General features: G+C 66.6%; 19 protein-coding genes. 6 read left to right on the top strand and 13 right to left on the bottom strand.

Translation table 11 applies throughout. The features are described 5' to 3' along the window. Positions 1-4: 4 nt before the first annotated feature. A complete protein-coding gene (locus AX676_RS12940; protein WP_066480543.1) occupies positions 5-1,267 on the bottom strand; it encodes a sugar transferase in 1,263 nt (420 codons plus the stop codon). Between the two features lie 135 nt (positions 1,268-1,402). Continuing rightward, a complete protein-coding gene (locus tag AX676_RS12935) occupies positions 1,403-1,831 on the bottom strand; it encodes a hypothetical protein (protein ID WP_066480542.1) in 429 nt (142 codons plus the stop codon). A 75-nt stretch (positions 1,832-1,906) separates the two neighbouring features. On the opposite strand from AX676_RS12935, the gene AX676_RS12930 reads away from it, so the two are divergent. Beyond that, positions 1,907-2,656: a metallophosphoesterase family protein gene (locus tag AX676_RS12930; protein WP_066480536.1), complete on the top strand. Its 750-nt coding sequence runs from the start codon at positions 1,907-1,909 to the stop codon at positions 2,654-2,656. 25 nt (positions 2,657-2,681) lie between these two features. Here the strand turns inward: AX676_RS12930 and AX676_RS12925 are convergent, their stop codons facing one another. From AX676_RS12925 to AX676_RS12900, 6 genes are all read right to left on the bottom strand, one after another. Then, the gene (locus AX676_RS12925) at positions 2,682-3,893 is read right to left on the bottom strand and encodes a hypothetical protein (protein ID WP_066480535.1); all 1,212 of its coding nucleotides are present in this window, start codon (positions 3,891-3,893) and stop codon (positions 2,682-2,684) included. Next, positions 3,893-6,046 (bottom strand): GumC family protein, encoded by a 2,154-nt coding sequence (locus tag AX676_RS12920; RefSeq protein WP_197417133.1) that lies wholly within the window; start codon positions 6,044-6,046, stop codon positions 3,893-3,895. Before AX676_RS12920 ends, AX676_RS12925 begins: the two co-directional genes overlap by 1 nt. A 66-nt stretch (positions 6,047-6,112) precedes the next feature. Continuing rightward, complete coding sequence (locus AX676_RS12915; protein WP_156437759.1) at positions 6,113-6,814, bottom strand: polysaccharide biosynthesis/export family protein; 702 nt, start codon at positions 6,812-6,814, stop codon at positions 6,113-6,115. Between the two features lie 38 nt (positions 6,815-6,852). After that, the gene (locus AX676_RS12910) at positions 6,853-8,349 is read right to left on the bottom strand and encodes an O-antigen ligase family protein (RefSeq protein WP_066480532.1); all 1,497 of its coding nucleotides are present in this window, start codon (positions 8,347-8,349) and stop codon (positions 6,853-6,855) included. Positions 8,350-8,515: 166 nt separating this feature from the next. Continuing rightward, positions 8,516-8,755, bottom strand: coding sequence for a hypothetical protein (locus AX676_RS12905; RefSeq protein ID WP_066480638.1), 240 nt, complete (start codon positions 8,753-8,755; stop codon positions 8,516-8,518). Between the two features lie 244 nt (positions 8,756-8,999). Further along, the gene (locus AX676_RS12900) at positions 9,000-10,193 is read right to left on the bottom strand and encodes a M48 family metalloprotease (RefSeq protein ID WP_066480531.1); all 1,194 of its coding nucleotides are present in this window, start codon (positions 10,191-10,193) and stop codon (positions 9,000-9,002) included. 262 nt (positions 10,194-10,455) lie between these two features. Here AX676_RS12900 and AX676_RS12895 point away from each other — a divergent pair, with 262 nt between their 5' ends. From AX676_RS12895 to AX676_RS12875, 5 genes are all read left to right on the top strand, one after another. Next, the gene (locus AX676_RS12895; protein WP_066480530.1) at positions 10,456-13,158 is read left to right on the top strand and encodes a beta strand repeat-containing protein; all 2,703 of its coding nucleotides are present in this window, start codon (positions 10,456-10,458) and stop codon (positions 13,156-13,158) included. A gap of 251 nt (positions 13,159-13,409) precedes the next feature. Further along, positions 13,410-14,849 (top strand): TolC family protein, encoded by a 1,440-nt coding sequence (locus AX676_RS12890; RefSeq protein ID WP_082731145.1) that lies wholly within the window; start codon positions 13,410-13,412, stop codon positions 14,847-14,849. Then, positions 14,846-16,570: a type I secretion system permease/ATPase gene (locus AX676_RS12885; protein WP_066480527.1), complete on the top strand. Its 1,725-nt coding sequence runs from the start codon at positions 14,846-14,848 to the stop codon at positions 16,568-16,570. Before AX676_RS12890 ends, AX676_RS12885 begins: the two co-directional genes overlap by 4 nt. 1 nt (position 16,571) lies before the next feature. Further along, entirely contained in the window at positions 16,572-17,885 is a 1,314-nt protein-coding gene (locus tag AX676_RS12880; RefSeq protein ID WP_231726098.1) for an HlyD family type I secretion periplasmic adaptor subunit, read from the top strand. A gap of 13 nt (positions 17,886-17,898) precedes the next feature. Then, positions 17,899-19,149 carry a glycosyltransferase gene (locus tag AX676_RS12875; protein ID WP_066480526.1) on the top strand — a complete coding sequence of 417 codons (1,251 nt, stop codon included), beginning with the start codon at positions 17,899-17,901 and terminating at the stop codon, positions 19,147-19,149. 195 nt (positions 19,150-19,344) lie between these two features. Here AX676_RS12875 and AX676_RS12870 read toward each other — a convergent pair whose 3' ends face one another. The 5 genes from AX676_RS12870 to AX676_RS12855 all read right to left on the bottom strand — a co-directional run bounded on the left by AX676_RS12870 (position 19,345) and on the right by AX676_RS12855 (position 24,232). Further along, entirely contained in the window at positions 19,345-19,770 is a 426-nt protein-coding gene (locus tag AX676_RS12870) for a DUF7674 family protein (RefSeq protein ID WP_066480525.1), read from the bottom strand. Positions 19,771-19,883: 113 nt separating this feature from the next. Next, positions 19,884-20,021 (bottom strand): DUF2474 domain-containing protein, encoded by a 138-nt coding sequence (locus AX676_RS17420; RefSeq protein ID WP_082730859.1) that lies wholly within the window; start codon positions 20,019-20,021, stop codon positions 19,884-19,886. 1 nt (position 20,022) lies between these two features. Next, entirely contained in the window at positions 20,023-21,030 is a 1,008-nt protein-coding gene (cydB, locus tag AX676_RS12865; RefSeq protein WP_066480524.1) for a cytochrome d ubiquinol oxidase subunit II, read from the bottom strand. Beyond that, complete coding sequence (locus AX676_RS12860) at positions 21,027-22,523, bottom strand: cytochrome ubiquinol oxidase subunit I (RefSeq protein WP_066480522.1); 1,497 nt, start codon at positions 22,521-22,523, stop codon at positions 21,027-21,029. Before AX676_RS12860 ends, cydB begins: the two co-directional genes overlap by 4 nt. A gap of 248 nt (positions 22,524-22,771) precedes the next feature. Further along, positions 22,772-24,232 (bottom strand): oligosaccharide flippase family protein, encoded by a 1,461-nt coding sequence (locus tag AX676_RS12855; RefSeq protein WP_066644518.1) that lies wholly within the window; start codon positions 24,230-24,232, stop codon positions 22,772-22,774. Positions 24,233-24,413: the final 181 nt, after the last annotated feature.

Here is a 24,413-nt window from a genome sequence, read left to right as displayed (position 1 = left end):
CGGGTCAGCGTGATCCGAAGCCCGTTATCATCGTGCGGATCGTGCGCGCCACGATCAACAGGTCGATCCAGGGCGAGTAGTTCTTGATATAGTAGAAGTCGTAATGGAGCTTGGCCCGGACCTCGTCGACCTCGGCGACATGGCCCTGGCACACCTGTGCCCAGCCCGCGATTCCGGGGCGGACGACGTGGCGATAGCGGTAGAAGGGGATTTCGCGCTCGTACCAGCGCGACAGCACCTCCGCTTCGGGGCGCGGCCCGATCCAGCTCATTTCACCGCGAAGGACATTGATGATCTGCGGCAGCTCGTCGATGCGGCTGTGGCGCAGAAAGCGCCCCACCGGCGTGACCCGGTCGTCGCCTTCGCGCGTGATCGCGGCCTCGAGCGTCGAGGGCTGGGTCTCCAGCACCCGCATCGTGCGGAATTTGTAGACGGTGAACGGCTTGCCCCGGTAGCCGATCCGCGTCTGGCGAAACAGCGCGGGGCCCGATGAGGTCAGCCGGATGATCAGCGCGACCAGCAGCAGCGGCACCAGCAGCACCACCCCGGCGATCAGCGCCATGATCCAGTCGACCGCGTGCTTGATCGACATGTAGGCCGACAGCGGCACCAGCGAACCGAAGCTGTTTTCCGACAGATGCTCGAGCTCGACGCGCCCCGTCAGCGACTCCAGCAGGTGCTTGACGTGATAGACGGGTACGCCCGCGAGCGCGAAGTCGGCCAGCCGCCGGTCCCATTCGGTCGGCAGATCGACCCGCAGATCGGTGGCCACGGCATCCAGCTGACCGAAATCCGCATCCGGCGACGATAGCGGGACCCATGTGACGCCGGTCACATGGTTGATCAGCTTGACGTCGTCGAACGGCAGGTAGCCGATCCGAAGCATCCGGAACCGTTCGGTATGCACCTGGAAAAACAGGAACCAGCCGACACTGACCGCGAAGGCGGAGATCAGCATGATGCGGTTATAGTCGAGCCGCCCGAGCAGGTAGATCATCGTCAGCGTGAAGAACGAGATCGTGAACGCCGGAAGGATATAGACGCTCTTCTCGACGCCCGGAAAAATCGTCACGTTTCGCAGGAGCCACGCGCCCGCGACAATCGCCAGCGTCGCCCCGATCAACGTCTGGTTGAGGATTTCGATCGTGTCGACTTCAAGGGTAAGGGCACGGATGACATAGGGCAGCAGCACCGCAGCGCACAGGCAGCCGATGACCTGAACGTCGAAACGGATCCACAGGGATCTTTTGGGCTGAACGGAGACCATCACACTCTCAAATTCGGCGCCGGGCCGGGTCGGAAGGCGCAACGCTGCGGGGATCGGCCCGCCACGGCGCGGCGTTAGGGCGAAATGGGGTCGCTGGGCAAGCCGCTGAATGCGCCGCGTCGCCCGTCCGCGTCGCTATTTCGGTCCGTTGGGGCTCGGCAGGGTGGCGGTGCGCCTCACGCTCAGCGTACCCTCGGTCGCGCGCGTCGAAGGCAGGTCGCTCGGCCCGATGCGGTTCTGGACGCGGCTTTCGATCCGCCCCAGCACCCGCTGGTTCAATCGCTCGCCCGCCTGTCGATACTGGCGGCGCGCCACGCGCTGCTGCGGATCGCTGACCCGCTGGCCCAGTCGCGGCGTAGGACGCACGCTCGGATCCGGGGCGGATACACGATCCAGATCCGCGACATTCTCATCGGTGATCAGGAGGGGACGTTCGGACCGCTCGACGGGTTTGGCCACACGCTCGCCGGGCTTGCGCAGTCGCTTTGCCTCGCCGGCGACGCCGGGCGACGGAAAAAGCGCGATCAGGGCCCACGCCAATGCCAGGGCCAACAACTTGTTCATGGCGACCCTCTGCCACGATTGTGTGCAGAAGCGAAGAGCCTATATGGACGTCCGATTAGTACAGGCCCCCGAAGAATGTTCCAGTTCCTGCTTGGCAAGCGCAAAGGCGTTCCTGACGCACGCGTTCCCGACGAAAGACGCTTCTACGCGATCGGCGACATCCACGGTCGTCACGACTGTCTGGTCACGTTGCTTGCGGCGATCGACGACGATGCCGCGCGCGCGGGCCAGCCCTATCAACTGATCTTTCTGGGCGATCTGATCGATCGCGGCCCGGACAGCGCGCGCGTGGTCGAACACCTGATGTCGATCGCGGAGGCCCGCCCCGACACCATCCTGTTGATGGGAAACCACGAGGAGGTGCTGCTGCTCGCCGCCTCGGGCAATCGCAACGCGCTGTCGTTGTTCAACCGGATCGGCGGGCGCGAGACGCTGCTCAGCTACGGGGTCAGCCAGGCCGAATATGACGAGGCCGATCTGTCCGAGCTTCAAAAGCTGATCATCCGCAATGTCCCGGAAGCGCACCTGACGTTCATGGCGCAATTCGCGCAGTCAGTGACGATCGGCGACTATCACTTCGTCCATGCCGGCGTTCGCCCCGGCATCCCGCTGGACGAACAGCGCGACAGCGACCGGCGGTGGATCCGCGAGGAGTTTACCCGCTTCACCGGCGATCACGGCGCGGTGATCGTGCATGGCCACACCGTCACGAGCGAGGTCGAGATGCTACCCAACCGGATCGGCATCGATACCGGCGCCTATCAGAGCGGACGGCTCACCGCGCTGGGCCTGACGGGCAGCGAGCGGTGGATATTGCAAAGCTGATCGGTATCGCGACCGGCGGCGGCGGTCAGCGGCTCAGGCTGACATTGTCGATATAGCCTGCCGCCCCCCCGAGCGAGTCAGCGGCCTGCGCAACGACCTCGATCCACTGCGCCGGGCAATCGCGCGGAACGACCGCATCGAGCTTGAACGGCTGCCCCTCGGGTCCGACACTCGGGAACGCCTGTCGGCCCAGTTCGCGGCGGCCATCGGCGCAGGCGAGCCTCAGATACGGCAGATTGTCGCCGAGCCCCGCCGTATCGCTGGCCATCGCGCGGATCGAAACCGCACCCGGCGACAGCAGCAGCAGCTGACGCGCGGCGACGCCCCCCACGCCCATCGGCGTCTCGAAATACAGCGCCGGACCGTCAAAGGCGGGCCGTTGCTCGACGACGATTTCGCTTTCCGGTCCGCGCGACCAGTCAAAGGGGGTCGCGTCGGCCAGCGGCTGGTCGAAGCTGCCATTGCGCAGACCGCGACGGTCCGCACCGGGGCGATAGCTCTGGAACAGTGTCCACGCGCCGGCGACCTGGCCGCGTTCGACCATCCGCGTCGTCACGGTCGCCAGCGTCAGGTCGCTGACCGGCGCGCCGCGTTGCCGGAGCGCGCGATAGAGCTGGTTGACGCTGTCGAACGCGGTGCCGCTCTGGGCCAGTTGCTGGACGAACTGGGTCGACCAGGAGGGGCGACGCGCGAGGATGTCGGCAAGCGGTGCCCGGATCGCGGGATCATCGATCGCGCCGATCAGGATCGGGAACAGGATGCCCAGCGCATCGCGCGACGTGCGCATCGCGGTGTCATAACGGCGCAGCGCGCCCGGAATGTCATCGCGTGCGACCGCATCCTCGATCAGCCAGAGCTGAACCACGAGCTCGCGGCGCGAAAGCTGTTCGGAAAAGGCGATCTGCCGGCGGGCCAGCGCGGTCTGACCGCGCCGATCGTTTGCCAGGCCCAGCGCACCCGCCGCCACCGCTGACAGGGGCTCGCTTCGCAATGCCGACTGGGCCAGCCGGCGCGCGCGCGCGATGTCGCCGGCGGTCGCGGCCGCGGTCATGCTGCGAAGTGCAACCAGCCCCGCGGCCTCCGCATGTCCCGGCGCGATGCGCAGCGCCAGTTCGGGGTTTCGCTTCGCGACGACGGAGGCCAGGCTGTGCTGGCCCACCAGAACCAGCAGGCCGAGCAGCACGAGGGCAAAGAGGATCGCGCGCCCGGTCGGCAGCTGGATGGCGCGTGACGGCATCAGCCGTTGCCGCCCCGGCCCTGCTCCGATCGGCCGTAACCATAGCCATAGTCATAGCCATAGCCGAAATGCGCCTTTTTCGGCTCGAATTTGGTCACGACCACGCCGATGATGCGCGCATTTGCGCTGGCGAGGCGGCTCAGTGCGGTGCGAACGATGCTGGCACGGATGCCGTGCGATTCGACGGCGTAGACGATGCCCTCCACGCGGCTGCCGATCAGCGGCGCATCGGCCAGGCCCATCACCGGGGGGGAATCGATCACGATATGGTCGAAATGCTTCGACAGTTCCTCGATCAGCGAGGCCAGCCGGTTGCCGGTCAGCAGTTCGGCGGCATTGGGCGGGATCGGCCCGGCGGTCATCGCGACGAAGCCGAAATCGTTCACCGGCACGAGCAGGCTGTCGATCACCGCGCCGCCCGACAGGTAATTGCTCAGCCCGCGATCGTTCTGGGCACCGATCAGGTGGTGAACCGAGGGCGACCGCATGTCGCCGTCGATCAGCACCACCTTGCGATCGGCGCGCGCCAGCATCGTCGCCAGCGCGAACGACGTCGTCGACTTGCCTTCGGCCGGCCGTGAGCTGGTGACTGCAAGCGATTGCGGCACGCCGTGATCGGTCGAGAACTGCAGGTTCGTCTGGACCGCAAGATAGGCGTCGACGATCGAGGACTTGCGATCGCGCAGCGCATCGATCGGCGAGTCCGACGACTTGGGCACGCTGCCGAGCAGCGGCAGGCCGAGCATGCGCTCGACCGCCCCCGGATCGGCGATCGCCTCGTCGCTCTGCTCAAGGATGAAGGCCGCGATGGCACCCAGCGACATGCCGACGAACAGCGCGAGAACCAGGTTGAGCACCAGGCGGGGGCTCGACGGTCGCGACGGCAGTTGTGCTTCGTCCACGACGGCGACGTTGTTGACGCCGACCCCGCCGGCGATGCCGATTTCCTTGTACCGCTGGAGCAGCGCGTCATAAAGCTGACGATTGGTGTCAACTTCGCGCTGGAAGATGTTGTACTGGATGCTGCGACGACGCTGGTCGAGGAAGCTTTCCTTCAACGCGTCGACGCGTTCGCGCAACGATTCCTCGCGGTTCACCGCGGCCTGATATTCGGCGGCAAGGCTGCTGCCGATGCGCTGCTCTTCACGCGCGATGCTCCGGTCGAGCTGCCGGATTTCGCCCGCCGCCGCGCGCAGCGGCGGATAATCGGGCTCAAACTGGACGAGCAGCTTCTCATATTCGGCGGCGCGCTCCGCCCGGCGTGCCCGCAGCGAATTGAGCGCGTTGTTGTCGAGCGCCTCCTCGACGTCACCCGACCGGCCGCGCGACGCCTTGTACTTGCCCTCGACCGCCAGCCGGTCCGCGGTGGCGGCGGACAACACGCCGTTCAGCGCGACAAGGTCATACGCAATCGTCGACTGTTCGGAGCCTTCCTTGCCCTGCGGCAGCGTAATGATCCGCTCGTTCGAGGCGTAATTCTGCAGCGACCGCTCCGACGCATCGAGGCGGGTGCGCAGCTGCGCCAGCCGGCTTTCCAGGAAACGCCGGGCGTAGGAGGTCGCCTCGTAGCGCCGCTCCAGCGTCGCGCTGATGAAATTTTCCGACCAGGCATTGGCGACGCGCTGCGACAGGGCCGGATCGGGGCTGGTAAAGCTGATCTCGACCAGGCGCGACTGGCGCGCCGGCGTGATGCGGATGTTGTCGAGCAGGATTTCGCCCGCCTTCTTCACGCGCTTCGACCGGCTGACCGCCGACAGCCGCCGGTCGCTGCTGTCGGTGAACAACCCTTCGCTGTCGGCCTCGCCGAACATCTCGAAAAAGGCGACGTCGTCGACCAGACGCAGACGCGTCGCGACCTGCTCGGCCAGCGAGCGCGCACGCAACAGGCCATATTGCGTCTGATAGAATTCCTGGTCGGCGTCGGTCGCCTCCTGCTCGACACCCTGAATGTTCACGATCTTGCCCGATTCACGCGAAATCTCGATCGTGTTGGTCGCGGTATATTGCGGCGTCATCAGCAGCGTGATGATCAGCCCCAGGACGAGGCACACGCCGATGATGCCCAGGATCACGCGACGCCAGCGCCACACGATCCGCCAATATTGGCGCAGCAACGGTGTCTGGGCCTCCGCCGTCATTTCGACCGGGACCAAGCCGACACTTCCCGAGCCAAGCCTGCGAACATTATTTGCTTTGTTCATGAACAGTGCTCGACTTCGTTATTGCAGCAGGACGATGAGGGGTGCCGAGATGATCGGCGAGAGCGCGACGAGATCGCGGAACAGCCGGCGCTCCGGCGAATCCCCCACGATGATCACGTCATTGGCGAAGATCGGCGGGTCCTTGTAAACCCCGCGGCGGATCGCCGCGATGTTGTACAGCCCGGCCATGCGCTGGTTGTCGACCGTGCGCAGCACCACCACGTCCTCGAGCTTGCCGAATTCCGACACGCCCTTGGCCGACGCGATCGCGCGCATCAAGGTCATCTGGTTGGTCACGGGATACAGCCCCGGCTCCGTCACCGACCCGTCGACCGTGACGACCTGGCTGACCGAATTGAGGATGTTGACGGTGACGACCGGATCCTTGACGTAGCGGCGCAGCGCATTCTCGATATCGCGCGCAACCTCATATGCCGCCTTGCCCCGTACATCGATCGTGCCCGCCAGCGGCATCGAGATCCGCCCGCTCGCATCGATCTGGACCTCCAGGCTCAGGTCGGAAATGCCGTAGACGTCGATACCGATCGTATCGAGCGGCCCCACCAGCGCCGGGCGGTCGGCGGCAACCAGGTCGCCGCGCGTCGGCTCCGGCAGCGCCTCGGTTTCGACCACCGTCAGCCCGGGGCGGGAAACCAGACGCTCCCTCGAGCAGCCCGAAACGAGCAGCGCGACCGCAAGAACAGATAAAATTAACCGCATATCGTCAAGTAATCCGCCAAAAATCCCGCGAGCTATAGTCAGCCGGCATGGACAGGTAAAGCATTGTCGGTCCGCGTCCGCCGTGCCGTCACGGCGGTCACGCCAGGAACCGGCAGCAGCATCCAGATCGCACCGATCGCGGTCACCACCATGATGATCGGTGTCCGTGCCGGATAATCGACCGCGCTGGCCAGCAGCACCATCAGCAGTATCGCCGATCCCGCGCGCGCCGGGCGAATGAACGCGGTGTCGGGCGCCATGCGCCAGACCCGGATCGAGCGGATCAGCCACCAGGCGATGAACGCCACGATCATCGCCACCCCCGGCACTCCGGCCTCGATCAGGACCTGAAGATAGTCATTGTGCGCTTCGTTCAGATAGCTCGTCGAAAGCAGGTCGAAAGGCTCATAATGCCGATAGAGCGGCTCGAAAGCGCCCAGCCCCGCCCCGAACGGCGCATAGTCCCGGGCGATTTCAAGCAACGTCGGCCAGGCGCGCAGGCGCAGGTCGTCGTCGACCGACAATGCAAACAGCCGCTGCACCGATGCCGCGCGACCGATGGTCAGTGCGAGCGCGACGATCGCCGTCGCGCCGAGCGCCGCCCCGCCGGCGACCAGGCGCCGGGTGCGCCTGCGCATCCCGCGAAGGAGCGTCCCCAGGCGCGGCAGCACCAGCACGATCGCGGCCAGGAGGCCGATCGTGCTGACGACCAGCCCCGCGCGCGACCCGGTCACGGGCACCATGACGATCAGAAATGCCGCCGCACCCGCACCCAGCAGCGCGCGCAGGCGCGTGCGATCCGCCGCCATGCCGCGCGGCGTCGCCCACAGCGCCACCAGCGGCAGGCCGCAGCCGAGCAGCAGCGCCTGATGATTGCGGTTCGCGAACAGGCCGACCGCAGCCTCGCGATTCGTCACGGCATACCAGCGCAGCGGCGAATCTTCGCCGCTCGACACCTGCGCCAGCCCGAGCACCGCGCTGGCAAGCACCAGGAACATGACCGGGGTGACGAGGTTGGCGATCCGCTGGCGTGACAGGAACTGCAGGCCGATCAGCGTCGCCGCCGCCGGCAGCAGCGCGAACAAGGCGTTGGCCGCGCGGTCGGGCGACAGGGCGAAGGGGCGCCAGGGCTGATCGAACTGCGCGACCGTCGCCGCCTGCTCGGCGAGGTCGCGACCCGGTAGCGCGGTCCAGATCATTGGCGGAAGCGGCACGAGCTGCGCGACGATCAGCGCGGCAATCAGCGCCAGGAACATCGCGGGCAGGCGGGACAAGCCGGGGCGCGCCGGCGGGATCAGCAGCACGAACAGGCCGATGACGACCACGCTGACGCAACGTACCACGGGCTGGGCGAGCGAATCCGCCCGCGATGCGCCGCCCAGCAGCGCAATGACCAGCAGGAAGCTCCAGAAAAGCCAGGTTTCGGTGCCGATCCGCCCCCCGCGAACGGCGTTTTCGTCAATCTCCGCCAGCTCTACCGTCAACACCCTGATCCAGTCTTCTGCCGTGCGCGCCGGCACCCTGTCACGTGCCATATCCGCGTCCGGGCGGGGGACTCAAATGAAAATCGCGCGGCGAGCGATGCGATGCAGTCCACTGCGCGAACCGGGAAACCGGGCCGCGCGATCGCGGCGCGCACACAAATAAAAAGGGCGCTCCTTCCAGCGAAGGAGCGCCCTTTTCTATTCCGAGAGCCGAGGCTTACGGGCTGGTCGCTTCATCATCGTCGGCGATGATGATGATGCCGGCGATCACGGCAGCCGCCGCGACGACGCCAATGATGATCCCGCTGCTGCCTTCAGCCTTTTCCTTCTCAGCAACCACCTTGCCGGCGCGAACCGACGGCGCAAGCGACAGCTTGCTGGCGTCAGCGGCCGAGGCGATCGCCGGAACGCTGACCAGCGACATCGCTACCGCGGTAGCCATCGCCTTCTTCAACATGTTCATTTCCGACACTCCCTTCGCAATATACTCGTACTCGTGCGGTGCTATTGCACGAGGCTTACACGCATTCAACCCGTTTCCGTTCCCGATCGGCGGGCGCGGAACCAATCTCACGCGGGATGCAGCAAAAATGCAACGCAGTCGCCGCATTTTCCCGGGCCGTCGCCGCGCCTCGCAAGAGACCCGGCCCCGACCCGGACTGCTTCCCGTCCTTCGCTAACTTACAGTCATTAATCAAGTGTCACCTGTCGAACGCTTTCATTTTGGCGTCGAGCTGGCGCCTGCGGTCAACGAGTTGAGCGCGTAAGTCGTCCGGCGGCATGGCATCTTCGCGGTTGGCGGCGATCGCGGCCGAAATCGCGTCGGCATCGCGCGCGCGCGTCCGCCAGCCGGGATGTGTACCGTCGCCGATCAATGGCGCCGCCGCCCTTCCGGCCCGGCGCCAGAATGCTGCAGGCGCGAACACATCATAGCCGGCCCGTGCGCTGAGGACGATGCCGAGCCGGTCGGCATCCGCCTCGGCGGCGCGAAGGATCGCGCCGTTTCGTCCGAATCCGGCGAACAGGCCTTTATCCACGCGCGCACGCGCGAAGCGCTCGCGGTGGCCCAGCATGATATGCGCCAGCTCGTGCCCGATCAGAAAGGCCAGTTCGTCGTCATTGGCGACCCGGTCGAGCAGTCCGGTCGAAACGCTGATCGTCCGCGCGTCCGCCGACGCTTCCGATCGGGGATCGGGCAGCAGCTGGACGAACGCCGCGCAGACCGGCCGGGGGTCGAGCGCGATGTCGACCTCGCCGGCGCCGCGCGCGACCCTTAGCGTGACCGGGCGTGCACGCGCGGCTGCCTCGCTCGACGCGCGGTCGAGCAGCGCCAGGGCAGCTTCCACGCCGTCAAAGGTTGCCTGCGCAGCCGGCAGTTTGCGCGGCAGCGGTCCGCCGTCGATCGCGACGATCCCGTCGCCGGGCCGCAGCCCGGCCCGGTCGCCCGGCCCGTCAGGCACCACCACGCTCACCGCGACCGGCGCCGCCAGCCCGAACAGGTCACCGGCCACCGACCGCACCTCGGGCGCGAATTGCGCCGCATCATAGAGCATGATGCCAAGCTCGGGCCGCGTTTCGGGGCACAGGGCGACGTTGGCCGCCTTCAGCTGCCACCCGATACGCGCCACGCGCGCATCCGCCGCCTGAAGCAGGCGCAGCTGGGCCGCAAGCCCGTCGTCAGTGGCCGCGCGGGCCCGCGGATGTCCCGGCGACAGGATCGCGACAACGGCCAATGCCGCCGCAATCGGGAGGGTCGGGCCACCCCCGCGGCGGCGGCCGCGCCGAAGGCGTTGACCGCGCTCGTGGGAAAAACCCCGGAACGGATTGAATACGGTCGTCGCAACGATGCTGCGGATCGTCTTGACGTTAACCAGATATTTACCTGCGATCACCATCGCTTGGCCCCAAGTCCGATCCCATTGTTGCACCCGCGACAACACGGCAGAAAAATAGGGCTAGTCGCTTGCCATCGATTCCACGCTCGGTTAAGTCGTGCACGATTTGTGATCAAACGGGGGGGCACGCCGAGCATTTGCGGGACTATCCAACCGTTCGTCGGTCCGCAAGGCGCGGACGGTGCGGCGAACTGTTTTCACGTTTTTGAATTTTGGTTTCGCGCGGCCCCGCCGCGACAAGCATCCTGAAGGGAGTAGTTAAATGGCGACGTTTATCGGAACGGCAGGCGACGACAATATTGTCGGCACCGCCGAGAACAACACGATCATCGGCAATGCGGGCAACGACACGCTCGACGGTGCGGCGGGTGATGACAGCATCGACGGTGGTGCAGGCACCGACACGCTCATCGGCGGAACCGGCAACGACACCCTGAACGGTGGCGCGGACAACGACACGTACACGGTTGCCGACGCCGGCGACGTGATCGTGGAAAGCTCGACGGGCGGCGCGAACGACGTGGTCAACGCCAGCGTGTCGTATGTGCTGAACTCGGGTGCGTGGGTCGAAACGCTGAACCTGACCGGCACCGGCAACAACTTCGTCATCGGCAACCAGTTCGCGCAGACGCTGAATGGCAACGCGGGCAACAACGTGCTCGACGGCGGCCGCAACACCGCGCAGCCGACGCTCGGTGACACGCTGGTCGGCGGTGCTGGCGACGACGTCTACGCCATCCGCAACCCGGGTGACGTGGTGACCGAACTTGCGGGTGGCGGCACCGACATCGTGTACATCGACGCCGACGCGCTGCAGGCGGCGGGCCAGGCGATCGCGACCTACGCGCTCACCGCAGGCACTGCGGTCGAGACGCTCTCGGCTGCCAATCAGTCGGGCACGCAGGCGCTCGTCCTGACCGGCAACGCGCTCGACCAGACGGTCGTCGGCAACTTCGGTGCCAACACGCTCAGCGGCGGTGGCGGCAACGACACCCTGATCGGCCTCGGCGGCAACGACACCTATGTCCTGGGCGCGGGCACGATCACCTTTGTCGAGGCGGCTGACGGCGGCACCGACACGATCACCTTCGCGGCGGGTGCGGCGGCGACGTTCACCCTGAATGCGGATGCCTCGATCGAAGTCATCACCGCCAGCAACGGCGTGAACGTGATCACCGGCAACAACCTGTCGCAGCGCATCAACGGTGCCGCGGGTGCGGTCGGCGTCGCCGAAACGCTGAGCGGCGGTACGGCGGGCGCGGACACGCTGGCGGGTGCCGGCGGTGGCGACACCTACCTGGTCAACTCGACCGATGACGTGATCATCGAAACCGGCTTCGAGGCCGACGGTGTCACCGCGACGGCCGATGTCGTCCAGTTCACCGCGACCACGGGCGGTTACGCTCTGGCCGAAGGCGTCAATGTCGACAGCCTGACCGCGACCGCGGCGACCGGCAACGTCGTTCTGGTCGGTAACGCGCTGACCCAGACGCTCACCGGCAACGCCGGCAACAACGTCCTGAACGGCGGCACCTCGGCGACAGGCACCGGCGACACGCTGGTCGGCGGCGCGGGCAACGACACCTATCGCGTCTACACCGCGCTCGACGTCGTCACCGAAGCAGTCGGTGAAGGCACGGACTCGGTGTTCACCAGCGCGTCCTACACGCTGAGCGCCAATGTCGAGAACCTCTCGGCGGCGGACCAGGGTGCGACCACCGGTGAATATGTCCTGACCGGCAACGACCTCGCCAACCAGATTGTCGGCAACTTCGCCAACAACACGCTGGTCGGTGGCCTCGGCGTCGACACCCTGACCGGCCTGGGCGGCAACGACGCCTATGTCGTGAACGGCGCTGACGTGATCAGCGAAGCCGTCGGCGGCGGCACGGACTCGATCACCTTCGCGACCGAAGCCGGCTTCGTGGCCTACACCCTCACCGCGGGTGCGGAAGTCGAAACCATCACCCTCGGCGGCAACGTCGTCTCGGTGACCGGCAATGCGCTGGCGCAGCGCATCAACGGCGCGACCGGCAACGTCGCCGAGACGCTGATCGGTGGCGGCGGTGCCGACACGCTGGCGGGTGGCGCGGGCAATGACGCCTACACCGTCGACAGCACCGACGATGTCATCATCGAAACCGGCCTCGCCGCTGACGGTGTGACGGCGACGACCGACACGGTCACCTTCACGGCGACCACCGGCGGCTATGCGCTCGCCGACGGCGTGGCCATCGACTCGCTGACCGCCACGGGCACCGGCAACGTCTTCCTGGTCGGTAACAGCGGTGCGCAGACGCTCACCGGCAACTCGGGGAACAACATCCTCAACGGTGCCGGCGTGGCTGGCGGCGGCGGCGACACCCTCGTCGGTGGCGCGGGCGACGACATCTACCGCGTCTTCTCGTCGTCGGACGTCGTGACCGAACTGGCGAACGAAGGTAACGACACCGTGTTCGCGAGCGTCAACTACACGCTCGGTACCAATGTCGAGAGCCTGGTTGCGGCAGACGCCACCGCGGTCGACAACCTGGTGCTCCAGGGCAACGCGGCCAACAACACGATCGCGGGCAACTTTGGCCGCAACGTGCTGTCGGGTGGTGACGGTATCGACAACCTGTTCGGCCTGAGCGGTGCGGATACCTTCCACTTCGCCGCGACCGGTGTGGGCAATGCCGACAACGTGCTCGACTTCAGCTCGGCGGAAGGCGATCGCATCTCGCTCGACCAGGGTGTGTTCGCCTTTGGCGGCCCGACCCTGACCGCGGCGCAGTTCGTGATCGGTGTCAGCGCCACGGCGGCTTCGGCGCAGATCCTGTACGATCAGGCGACCGGTCGCCTGTTCTACGACGCGGACGGCACCGGTGCCGGCGCGGCGGTGATCTTCGCCACGCTGGTTCCCGGCACGGCGCTGACCAACAACGACATCGTGATCACGGCGGCCGCGACCATCCCGACCCCGTAATCGCAATATCGCGAACCAAGGATCAGGGGGTCTCCACCGCGGTGGAGGCCCCCTTTTCTTTTGGATGGAGCGGGAAAATGCGCGCGGCGGCTCATGCGCGCGCGTGCGGCCGCGCCGCGAATGGCTCTGGATCGAGCACCGGCCAGCGTTTCTGTAGACGCGACGCCTCAAATCACTTAACGCGCCACCGATGTTTCGATAGGCCAGCGGGTCGAGGACAGCGTTCCTTGCAAGGTTTCCAAACGTAAAGAATGACGTACGCTTCCAAGTCTGTTGCCGTGCCATCGCGTGCGCCGTTGATCGGCGCGCTGGTGCTGGCCGCGTCGCTGGCGATGCCTGGCGCCGCCGCCGCGCAATCGCTGACGCTGCCGGGGGCGAGCCCCCGCCCCCTCGTTGTCGACACCGCCGCCGACCCGATCCTGAAACTGGGTCAGGACGGTGCGGGCGATCCGCGTTTCCGCGAAACGGTGCTGACCGCGATCGCGCGCCACCCGGCCCTGGCCGAGGTGCAGGCGCAGCTTGAGGAAGCCAAGGCGGCGAAGCGCGAGGCCCGCGCGGCGTTGCTGCCCTCCGCCGAATATTCGGTGTCCGCCTATCAGATTATCGACCGATCGTTCCGCAACAGCCTCGACAACATCATCCAGCGATCGGTGCTCGAACGGCGCACCGACCTGACCGGACAGGTGAGCCAGCTGTTGTGGGATTTCGGCGCGACCTCCTACCGCATCGGCGCCGCCGGCGACCGGCTGCGCGCCGCCAGCGCCTCGATCGACGGCACCGCCGACGAAATCGCGCTGCGCACGATCGCGGCGTGGTACGACATCTTCGCCGGCCGCACCCTGCTGGGTCTCGCCGAGGCGTATCGCCAGAGCGTCGTCGACAACCGCGATTCGGTCAAACAGCGGATCGATCAGGGAGCGTCGGCGGCATCCGACATCGCGCGCGTCGACACCGCGATCGCCTCGCTCGACACACGCCTGGCCCGCTACCGTCGCGAGCTCGCCAATGCCGAGGCGCGCTATCAGGAGCTGACCGGCGCGCCCCCGCCGCCCAACATGACGCGGGGACCGACGCTGGGCGTCGTGCCCGCCGGCGTCGAGGCCGCGCGCGACGCGGCGGCGAACATTCCGACGGTGACGATCGCACGCGCGCAATCCGAAGCTGCGCGGCGCGAAGCGAAGGCCCTGCGCGCCGACACGCTGCCCCAGCTTTCCGCCAGCGTCGAGGGCGGACGCTACGGCGCGTTCGAGGTCACGCGCGATTATGACGTCCGTGCGCGCCTGACGCTGCGCCAGCGCCTGTTCGGCGGCATTTACGAGCGCGCCGAACAGGGCGAATCCCGCGCCGACGCCGCGCGTGCCCGCGCCGACCGCGTCCGCGAAGAAGCCGGGCGCGATGCCGCGACCGCCTATACCGACCTGATGGCGGTCGAGGCGGAACTGGCCAGCCTGGCCTCGGCCTATGTCGCCAGCCGCCAGACGCGCGATGCGCTCACCACCCGCTTTCTCGCGGCGCGGGGCAGCCTGCTCGACGTGCTAGCCGCCAACGACACCTATTTCGGCACCGCGGCAGCCTATATCCAGGCGATCGCGGGGCGCGACGCCGCGCGATATGTGCTATTGTCGCGTACCGGCAGGTTGCTGACCGCGCTGGAAATTCCCTCGGCCGCCGAAGAAAGACCGTTGCCATGAGCGATCCGCAGGAGCTGGTCGAAGCCCCCCGCAAGCGATTTGCCGAGTGGCTGATCGAGCCGATGATGCGCAATCGCGCGACCTATGCGAAGGTCGCGCTCGCCGCGCTGCTGATCAACATCTTCGGGCTCGTGTCGTCGCTGTTCTCGATGACGGTGTACGACCGCGTGCTGCCCAACAACGCGATTTCGTCGCTGGTCGGGCTCAGCATCGGGCTTGGCCTCGTCATCATCTTCGACTTCATCCTGCGTTCGCTGCGCGCCTATTTCGTCGACGTGGCGGGGGTAAATGTCGACCGCGAGATCGGTGAAAAGGCTTTCGAGCGCCTCGTCGCGATGCCGCTCAACGCGCGGCGGGGTTCGACCGGCGCGCTGGCCGGCACGATGCGCGAGCTGGAGACGCTGCGCGATTTCTTCACCTCAGCCACGCTGACCGCGATGATCGACGTCCCGTTCATCCTGCTGACCCTGGCGGTGATCGCGCTGATCGGCGGCTGGGTGGTGGCGGTGCCGCTGGCGATGGTCCCACTGACCATCATCGCGGGCGTCGCGACGTTTCCGGCCATGGACCGCCTGGCGAGCGAGGCGATGCGCGAGGGTCTGAACAAGCAATCGGTGCTGGTCGAGGCGATCGGCGGCATCGAAACGGTCAAGTCGAGCGGCGCCGGCGACCTGCTCGGCCAGCGCTGGCTGCGCACGATCGACAGCTATTCGGACATGGCGACGCGCCAGCGCCTGCTCGCCAATATCAGCACCAATGTCGCCAATGCCGCCCAGACGATCTCGTTCGCGGGTGTCGTGATCGTGGGCGTGCTGCTCGTCGAAACGCGCGACCTGACGCTCGGCGGGCTGATCGCGTGCTCGCTGCTGTCCAGCCGTGCGGTCGCGCCGCTGGCCCAGATCGCCCAGCTGCTGTCGCGTATCACCGCGACGCGCACGGCCTACAGCGTGCTCAACCCGTTCATGAGCGAGGACCCCGGGCTGGTGACCGGCCTGAAGCCCGCGGTGATCGAGGGCACGGTCGAGTTCCGCAACGTCAGCTTCCGCTATCCCGGCGCAAAGGAAGACGCGCTCGACAAGCTCAACCTCAAGATCAACGCCGGTGAGCGCATTGCGCTGCTCGGCCGGGTCGGGTCGGGCAAGTCGACGATCGCGCGCCTGGCGCTCGGCCTCTACACCGCCACCGATGGGCTGGTGATGGTCGACGGCACCGACATCCGCCAGATGGACCTGCCGACGCTGCGCCGCCATGTCGGCGCGTCGCTGCAGGAAAGCGTCCTGTTCACCGGGTCGATCCGCGACAACATCGCACTCGGCCGCCGCCAGGTCGATGACGAGGAGATGCTGCGCGTCGCCCGGTTGACCGGCGTGCACGATTTCATCGGCCGGGTCGCCAACGGCTATGACCTGACGCTCGCCGACCGGGGCGAAAGCCTGTCCGGCGGCCAGCGCCAGAGCATCGCGCTCGCGCGCGCGTTGGCGGGCAGGCCCAAATTCCTGGTGCTCGACGAACCGACGAGCGCGATGGATTCCGAAAGCGAGAACCAGTTGATCAGTCGGCTGGAAGAAGAGACCCGGGGCCGCACGCTGCTGGTCATCACCCACCGTATGCCGCTGCTTCGCCTGGTCGATCGCGTCGTCATCATCACCGACGGCAAGGTCGCGGCCGACGGCCCGCGCGATGAAATCCTGCGCCGCATCACCCGCCCGGTAGCCGCCTGACATGAACATGCAATCCACCGCCCTGGTCGTCGTCCCCCAGCCGTTGCACAAGACGCCGGCACGGTCGTCCAACCTGCTGCTCTGGGTCATCGTCGGCATGATCGTCGTGCTGGTCGGCTGGGCGGCGCTGACCCAGATCGACCGGACCGTGAACGCGTCCGCGCGCGTCGTGCCGACCGCGCAGCTCCAGCGCGTTTCCAATCTGGAGGGCGGCATCGTCGCCGCGATCCTGGTCAAGGCGGGGGACACGGTGGCGACGGGCACCCCCCTGGTCCAGCTCGACCAGACCGAAACGGGTGCGGCGCTGGGCAGCAACAGCTCGACGGTCAATGCGCTGTCGGTGAAGGTGGCGCGGCTCGAAGCCGAGATTGCAGGCCGCACGCCCGTTTTTCCGAACGCGGAGGATGCCGCGACGCGCGAGCAGATCGGCATCGAGCGGTCGCTCTACATCTCGCGCCAGGCGGATTATGCCAGCCTGACGTCGGCCGCCCGCGCACGGATCGCGCAGGCCGAGCGCGCGGTCGCGGAGGCCGAGGGCCGGCTGTCGGCACTGCGCGTGTCGCGCAATTCGGCGATCGAGCAGGCGGACCTGCTCCGCCCGCTGGTCGAAGCCGGGGTCGAGCCCCGCCTCAGCCTGATGCAGGCCGAACGTACCGCCAATGTCGCGTCCGAGGAAGCCGCCGCAGCGCAAGCGACGGTCTCGCGCGCGCGCGCCAGCGTCACCGAGGCGCGCGCCGCGCTCGCCCAGGCGCAGCAGGAGTGGCGATCGCAGGCCGCGGGCGAGCTTGCCGCCGCGCAGGCCGAACTGATCACGCGCCGCCGGACGCTGCCGGCGCTGCGCGACAAGGTCCAGCGCACGCTGGTCCGCTCGCCGCTGCAGGGCAAGGTCAACCGGGTGCTGGTCAACACCGTCGGCGGCACCATCCGCCCCGGCGAACCGCTGGTCGAAATCGTGCCGTCGGAAAGCGGCCTGACGGTCGAGGCGGCGGTACGGCCGCAGGATATCGCCTTCATCCGCCCGGGCCAGCGCGCGCTGGTCAAGCTGACCGCCTACAATTTCTCCACCTATGGCGGGCTCGATGGCGTGGTCGAGGGGATTTCGCCCGACGCGATCGTCAACGAACGCACCGGCGACACGCATTATCTGGTGCGCGTGCGTACCAAGGAAGCCGGGATCCGCGATGCGGCGGGCAACATGCTGCCGATCACGCCGGGCATGATCGCCGACGTCGCACTGATCGGCGACAAAAGGTCGGTGCTCAGCTATTTCCTGACGCCGTTCACGCGGCTGTCGGAAACCGCGTTCCGCGAATGATCCTTCGTCGCGCATGAAGATCCTGCTGGTTCACCAGAACTTCCCGGCACAGTTCGTCCATCTCGGCCCCGAACTGGCGCGGCGCGGGCACGAGGTCGCGGCGCTGTCGATGATCGACGTGCCGCCGATGCCGGGCGTCACCGGCTATCGCAGCATCGCCAAGGTCGGCACCAAGTCAGAGCACCAATGGGCGCTCGACACCGAAGCCAAGCTGATCCGCGCGCATGCCGCGACGGTAAAGGCGTCGGCGATGCGGCGCGAGGGCTATGTGCCCGACGTCATCGTCGCGCATCCCGGCTGGGGCGATACGCTGTTCCTCAAGGATGTGTGGCCCGAAGCGCGGCTCGCGCTCTATTGCGAGTTCTTCTACGGCTACAAGGATTCCGACCACGATTTCGATCCCGAGTTTCCGCCGGTCAAGGACGAGATCGAGCATCGCTGCGGCGTGAAGGTGAAGCAGCTGCCCCAGCGGCTGATGTTCCCGATGGCCAATGCCGGGATTTCGCCCACCCATTTCCAGGCGTCGAGCTATCCCAGGCCCTTTGCCGACCGGATCACCGTCATCCACGACGGCATCGACACCGACAAATTGCGGCCGCGCGACGACGGCCATATCAAGTTCGCCAGCGGCACGTCGCTGACGCGCGCGGACGAAGTCGTGACCTTCGTCGGCCGCAATCTCGAGCCCTATCGCGGCTATCACATCTTCATGCGCGCCCTGCCCGAGCTTCAGCGGCTGCGCCCCAGGGCGCATTTCGTCATCATCGGCGGCGACGGCGTCAGCTATGGCCGCGCGGCGGACAAGGGCACGACGTGGAAGGAAACCTTCCTCAACGAAGTGCGCGCGCAACTCGACATGTCGCGCATCCATTTCGTCGGGCGGCTGAATTATGCGGTGTTCACCGAAGTGTTGAGCCTCAGCCGGCTGCACATCTACCTCACCTATCCCTTCGTCCTGTCGTGGAGCATGCTGGAGGCGATGGCGCTGGGCGCGCCGATCCTGGGCAGCGACACCGCGCCGGTCCGCGAACTGATCCGCGACGGTGAGAACGGGATGCTGACGCCGTTCTTCGAGCCCAAGGCGCTGGCCGAACGCGCGGCGATGATGCTGGCCGACGACGCGCTGCGCACCCGGCTGAGCGCGAACGCGCGCCAGACGATCGTCGACGGCTACGACCTCAAGACCCGCTGCCTGCCCCGCCAGATCGAATGGGTCGAGGGGTTGGAGAAGCTGGACCCCCTGCCCCCGATGTTCGAGGGGTAGCCCCCGTGGCGGGGCGTGGTGGTTGGGCACGCAATCTCCCGCCGCTGACGAGTCTCGAAGCGGGCTTTGAAGCTCGCCTGCGTAGCCAGCGCGAGCCGGGGCGCCAATTAGCAACCGATCGGACTGAGGTGCTCGTCTGCTTTTGAGGCCGCCGAGGGTAGGCGCGAATGGCAGGCTGTGGTTGGTTAGCTGCCACTAGGTATCGAACCTCAACGCCGAAGAGTCGCCTTCCCAAAATCGATAAAGCTTTTCCCACCATTTACGGGTTTCCGGGCCAAGGTACGGCTCGAAGTCTGATGCATGAACGCCGCCATCACCTCTAAATCGGTCGTTGCCGCCTAGCTGATTTTGTATGCTCTCCAGGAACCCGATTGTCGCAGCCTCCTGTACATATTCGTCCCCCTCGATGTGCCAAAGCTCGACGACTTCAAAGACATTTTCGAAGTTCGCAATGTCCCCTCGACGCATTCGGTCGATTAGGTGCCTCGCAAGATCGCCCAACGCGATGTATTGCGGCAAATTTGGCTCGCCTGAGTAGTCAGCTAGGAACTCTTGCCACTGGCCACTGAACGACGGGTCAGCCTCAAGCATCGGTGCAAACATTTCATCGCGTTCGATCATTGGCTTAGTTTGACGGCTCACCTGCGAGTCAGCAATGGGGTCGCAAGCCGCCATTCCGTTTCTGACCTACCGACGCCCAGAAGCGGCCATCAACCCGCTAACTCAGGCACCCCCTACCCCACCAGCCAGCGGCGCAGCACGAACGCCACCACGCCCAGCACCGCGACGCTCGCGCCCCAGATCGCCGCCAGCCACGCCAGCCGCCGCCACAGCGGCTGGCGGTCGGCGGGAAGCTCGGGCAGGCGCGGCATCTCAGTGATAGCCCTCGACGCCCACCTTGCCGCGGAACACCCAATAGGCCCAGCCGGTATAGGCCAGGATCAGCGGGATCAGCACGGCGGCACCGACCAGCATGAACCACTGGCTGGTCGCGGGCGCGGCGGCGTCGACGATCGTCACGCTCTCGGGGATGATGTATGGGAACATGCTGATCCCCAGACCGATGAAGCTCATCAGGAACAGGGCGAGCGCGAGCAGGAAGGGCCGCACCTCACGCCGCTTCTTGAGCGAGCGATAGAGGGCGAAGGCGGTGATGCCGACCAGCAGCGGAACTTGCGACGTCGCCAGGATCGCCGGAAACTCGAGCCACTTGGCGCGATAGTCGTAATTCAGGCCCAGCGTCATCAGGCTGACCAGCGCGATCGCGACCAGCGTCAGCACGCCCGCCTGGCCCGCCAGGCGAAACGCATGATCCTGCGTCCCGCCGTCCGTCTTCCAGATCAGCCAGGTCGCACCCAGCAGCGCATAGCCCGCGACCAGGCTCAACCCCGTCAGCACGCTGAACGGGCTGAGCCAGTCGAGCCAGCCGCCGGCATAGGCGCGGTCGGCGACCTTGATCCCCTGAAGCAGCGCGCCCAGTGCCACGCCCTGTGAGAACGCCGCCATAATCGACCCGCCGGTGAACGCCGCGTCCCACGCCTTGCGGTGGGCCGGATCACGCCAGCGGAACTCGAACGCAACGCCACGAAAAATGAGCGCGAGCAGCATCGCGATGATCGGCGGATACAGTGCCGGCAGCACGATCGCATAAGCCAGCGGAAATGCCGCGAACAGGCCGCCGCCGCCCAGTACCAGCCAGGTTTCGTTGCCGTCCCACACCGGCGCGATCGCGTTCATCGCCTTGTCGCGCTCGTCGCCGACCTCGAACACCGGGAACAGGATGCCGATGCCGAGGTCGAAGCCGTCCATGACGACATAAGCGAACACGGCAAAGGCGATCAGGAACGCCCACACCATCGCCAGCGTCGGATCGACGGTCATTCCGCCGGCTCCAGCTGGCCGACCTGGCGACCCTGCGCCGGACCCGGCGTGATTCCGGCCGTGCGGATCGGCCCTTCCTCGTCGATGCGCGGCTCGTGCAGCTGCACGCCCTTGCCCATCAGCTTCAGGATATACCAGGTGCCAAAGCCGAACACTGCGAAATAGACGATGACGAACGCCACCAGCGACGCCCCGACCGCGGGCGCAGCGAGCGGGGACGCGCTCTGCGCGGTCGTCAGGAAGCCATAGACGGTATAGGGCTGGCGGCCGACCTCGGTTGTCACCCACCCCGCGATCACCGCGACGAAGCCCGATGGGCCCATCACGATCGCCGCGCGATGCAGCAGCGGCCAGTCGAACAGCTTGCCGCGCGCGCGCGCGAGCAGGCTCCACAACCCGAGCCCCAGCATGGCGAAGCCGATGCCGACCATGATGCGGAACGACCAGAACAGGATCGCCACCGGCGGCTCCTTGTCATCCGGCACCGTGTCCAGCCCGGCGAGCGGCGCATCGAGTTCGTGCTTGAGGATCAGCGACGATGCCTTGGGCACCTCGATCGCATAATCGATGCGCTTCTCGGCCGGATCGGGGATGCCGAACAGGATCAGCGGCGCGCCGTCTGGGTGGCTGTCATAATGCCCCTCCATCGCCATGATCTTCGCGGGCTGATGCTCCAGCGTGTTGAGGCCGTGCAGGTCGCCGGCGAAGATCTGGATCGGCGCGACGATCGCCGCCATCCACATCGCCATCGAGAACATGACGCGCGCCGCCTCGCGCGAGCGGGGCAACTCGGGATGCTCACGCACCTCGACCGGATCGTCGCCATCGACGTCCGGCCTGTCCTCGCCCCGGCGCAGCTTGAGCAAATGCCACGCCCCGACCGCGCCCACCACGAGCGCGGTGGTGAGGTAGGCGGCAATGACCGTATGGACCAGCCGATAGGGAAAGCTGGGGTTGAAGATGATCTCGATCCAGCTGCCGGCGGGGACGAACTGGCCGACATCGTTGATCGCGAAGCCGGTGGGCGTGTGCATCCAGCTGTTGACGCTCAGGATCCAGAAGGCGGAGATGAAGGTCCCGATCGCGACCATGCAGGTGGCCGCGAAGTGCAGCTTGCGCCCGACCCGCTCCATGCCGAACAGCATGACGCCGAGGAATCCCGCCTCGAGGAAGAAGGCGGTGAGCACCTCATACGCCATCAACGGCCCGATCACCGGCCCGGCCTTGTCGGAAAACACCGACCAGTTGGTGCCGAACTGGTAGGACATGACGATGCCGGACACGACGCCCATCGCGAATGCGACGGCAAAGATCTTCACCCAGAATTTGAACAGGTCGAAATAAACCTGCCTGCCGGTGCGCAGCCACAGCCCCTCCAGCACCATCAGATAGCTGGCAAGCCCGATCGAAAAGGCCGGGAAGATGAAGTGGAAACTGACCGTGAACGCGAACTGGATTCGCGCCAGCACCACGGGATCGAAACCGTCAAACATCGCGCACTCCGCACGTCCAAACGGCGTTTCCGGCTCCTCTGCCGATCGGGCGTGACGACGCTGTCGGCCGCATCACCATGAACGGCATATAGGCACGCGCGGCCCTGATTGCGACGCCGACTTTAGGCCATGGCGCGCAACCGCCGCCATCCTGCTGTCGGTGGCCACACCCCACGCGCCTATCGCCGTCCGCCAGTCGCCGGCGCGCTCGATCATCGCCGTGATTGCCGCCGCGGCGGACCGGTCGATCACGCATTGCCGCGCTGCAGGCGCAGCCGCCCTCTCATCACGCGCAACGCATGGCCGATTTCCAGCAGCAGCGGATGGCGGACGATCCTGAGCGCCACGATCCACGCGAGCACGGTCAAGAGCGCGATCTGGGCCAGTACCGCGAGCGGCACATCCGCGCGCCATCCGCTGATCGACATGATCGCGACCATGGGGATGAGCGTCCCCAACGCAATCAGGAGGTTGCGCCCGATCACCCGGCCGATCTCGGCTGCCGTCACGCCGGTCAGCCGGCACATGTGCGGCAGGTACAGCGCCGCCGCGACAGTGGATTCGATCGCACGCCCGAGCGCAGCAGCCTCCAGGCTGATCAGGCAACCCGCGGAAATCAGCACCAGCCCGAGCAGGGATCGAAACCCTTCATAGCGTGCCTGACGCGCGAGTTCGTCGCGAAGGGTGAACAGCTCATAGCTCATCGCGAACAACATCGTGACGGCCTGCGCGACCATCAGGATCGTCAGCACCGGTGCCGCGGCGAGCCAGCGCGGACCGAAGGCATGCTGGATGATGGGCCCCGCCAGCACCGCGACCGTCAGCAGAAAAGGCCACATGATCGCCAGCAGCATGTCGAGGCCGCGCAGATAGGTCGCGCGAAGCTCGCCGGTCGAGCGGTTGTCATGCGCCAGCTTCGCGAACAGCACGCGTGCGGCAACGCCGAAGATGTTGCTGTAGATCGCGGTGTAGAGCGTGCTGGCGCGCGTGAAGATGCCCAGCGCCGCCAGCCCCATGACCCGGCCCATGACCAGCTCGGTCATCCGCATCGACAGGACCGAGACGCCGCCGATCGACATGACGCGAAGGCCGAAGGGCACGATCCGTCGCCAGTCGTGAAGCCCCGGCCGCATCATCAGATGGCCCGGCAGCGCCAGGTTCATGCCGACCGCACCGATCAGCGCATAGGCGATCGCACCATAGGCCGCGCTCAGATAGCTGGCGCCGAGCAACACCGAGACGATCGTGACGGTCGTCGACCCGATGGCGCGGAGCATCAGCACGATCGACACCGGCTTGAATCGCATTTCGCGCTGCAACAGGGCCGCTGGCAGGAATTCGAAGATGCCGATCAACGGCACGATCGCCAGCAGTTTGAGGACGTCGGCGACACCGGCCTCGGTGAACAGCGCCGCACCCGCGAAGCTGGCCAGATAGGTAACGACCGCCAGCAACAATGCGAGGAGCGCGTTGACCGTGAAGACCGACGACAGGGTCGGATCGGTCAGTTCGATCTCGCGGGTCACGAAATGGCCAAGACCAAAGGCGGCGACGATCTGAAGGATGCCGGTGGTCGCAAGTCCGACCGCATAAATCCCCATCTCACGCGGCGTCAGCGTCCGCGCGAGCACGACCATGGCCACGACCATCGCGATGACGGACAGCGACTGCCCGCACAGGGACCAGACCAGGGATCGTCGGACGGACATTGTCACCACTCAAAAAATGCGGGCGTCCAACCGGTGACGCTTTCGCCGCGACGGCATCGCGACCTGCCGTCGCGCATGACGGTCCTCGGGCCGCGGGCAAGCCGCCTCATCCGCCCTTAGATTGCGGGGGGTAAATGGACAAGGGCGCGTGGCCGATCGGCCCTGCGGTTGCCCGGTGCGG

The sequence above is a fragment of the Sphingomonas sp. CCH21-G11 genome (assembly GCF_001555965.1).
In the GTDB taxonomy this organism is placed as follows: Bacteria; Pseudomonadota; Alphaproteobacteria; order Sphingomonadales; family Sphingomonadaceae; genus Sphingomonas.
Note: the sequence above shows the minus strand (reverse complement) of the source record. Positions and strands in the feature narration are given on the sequence as shown.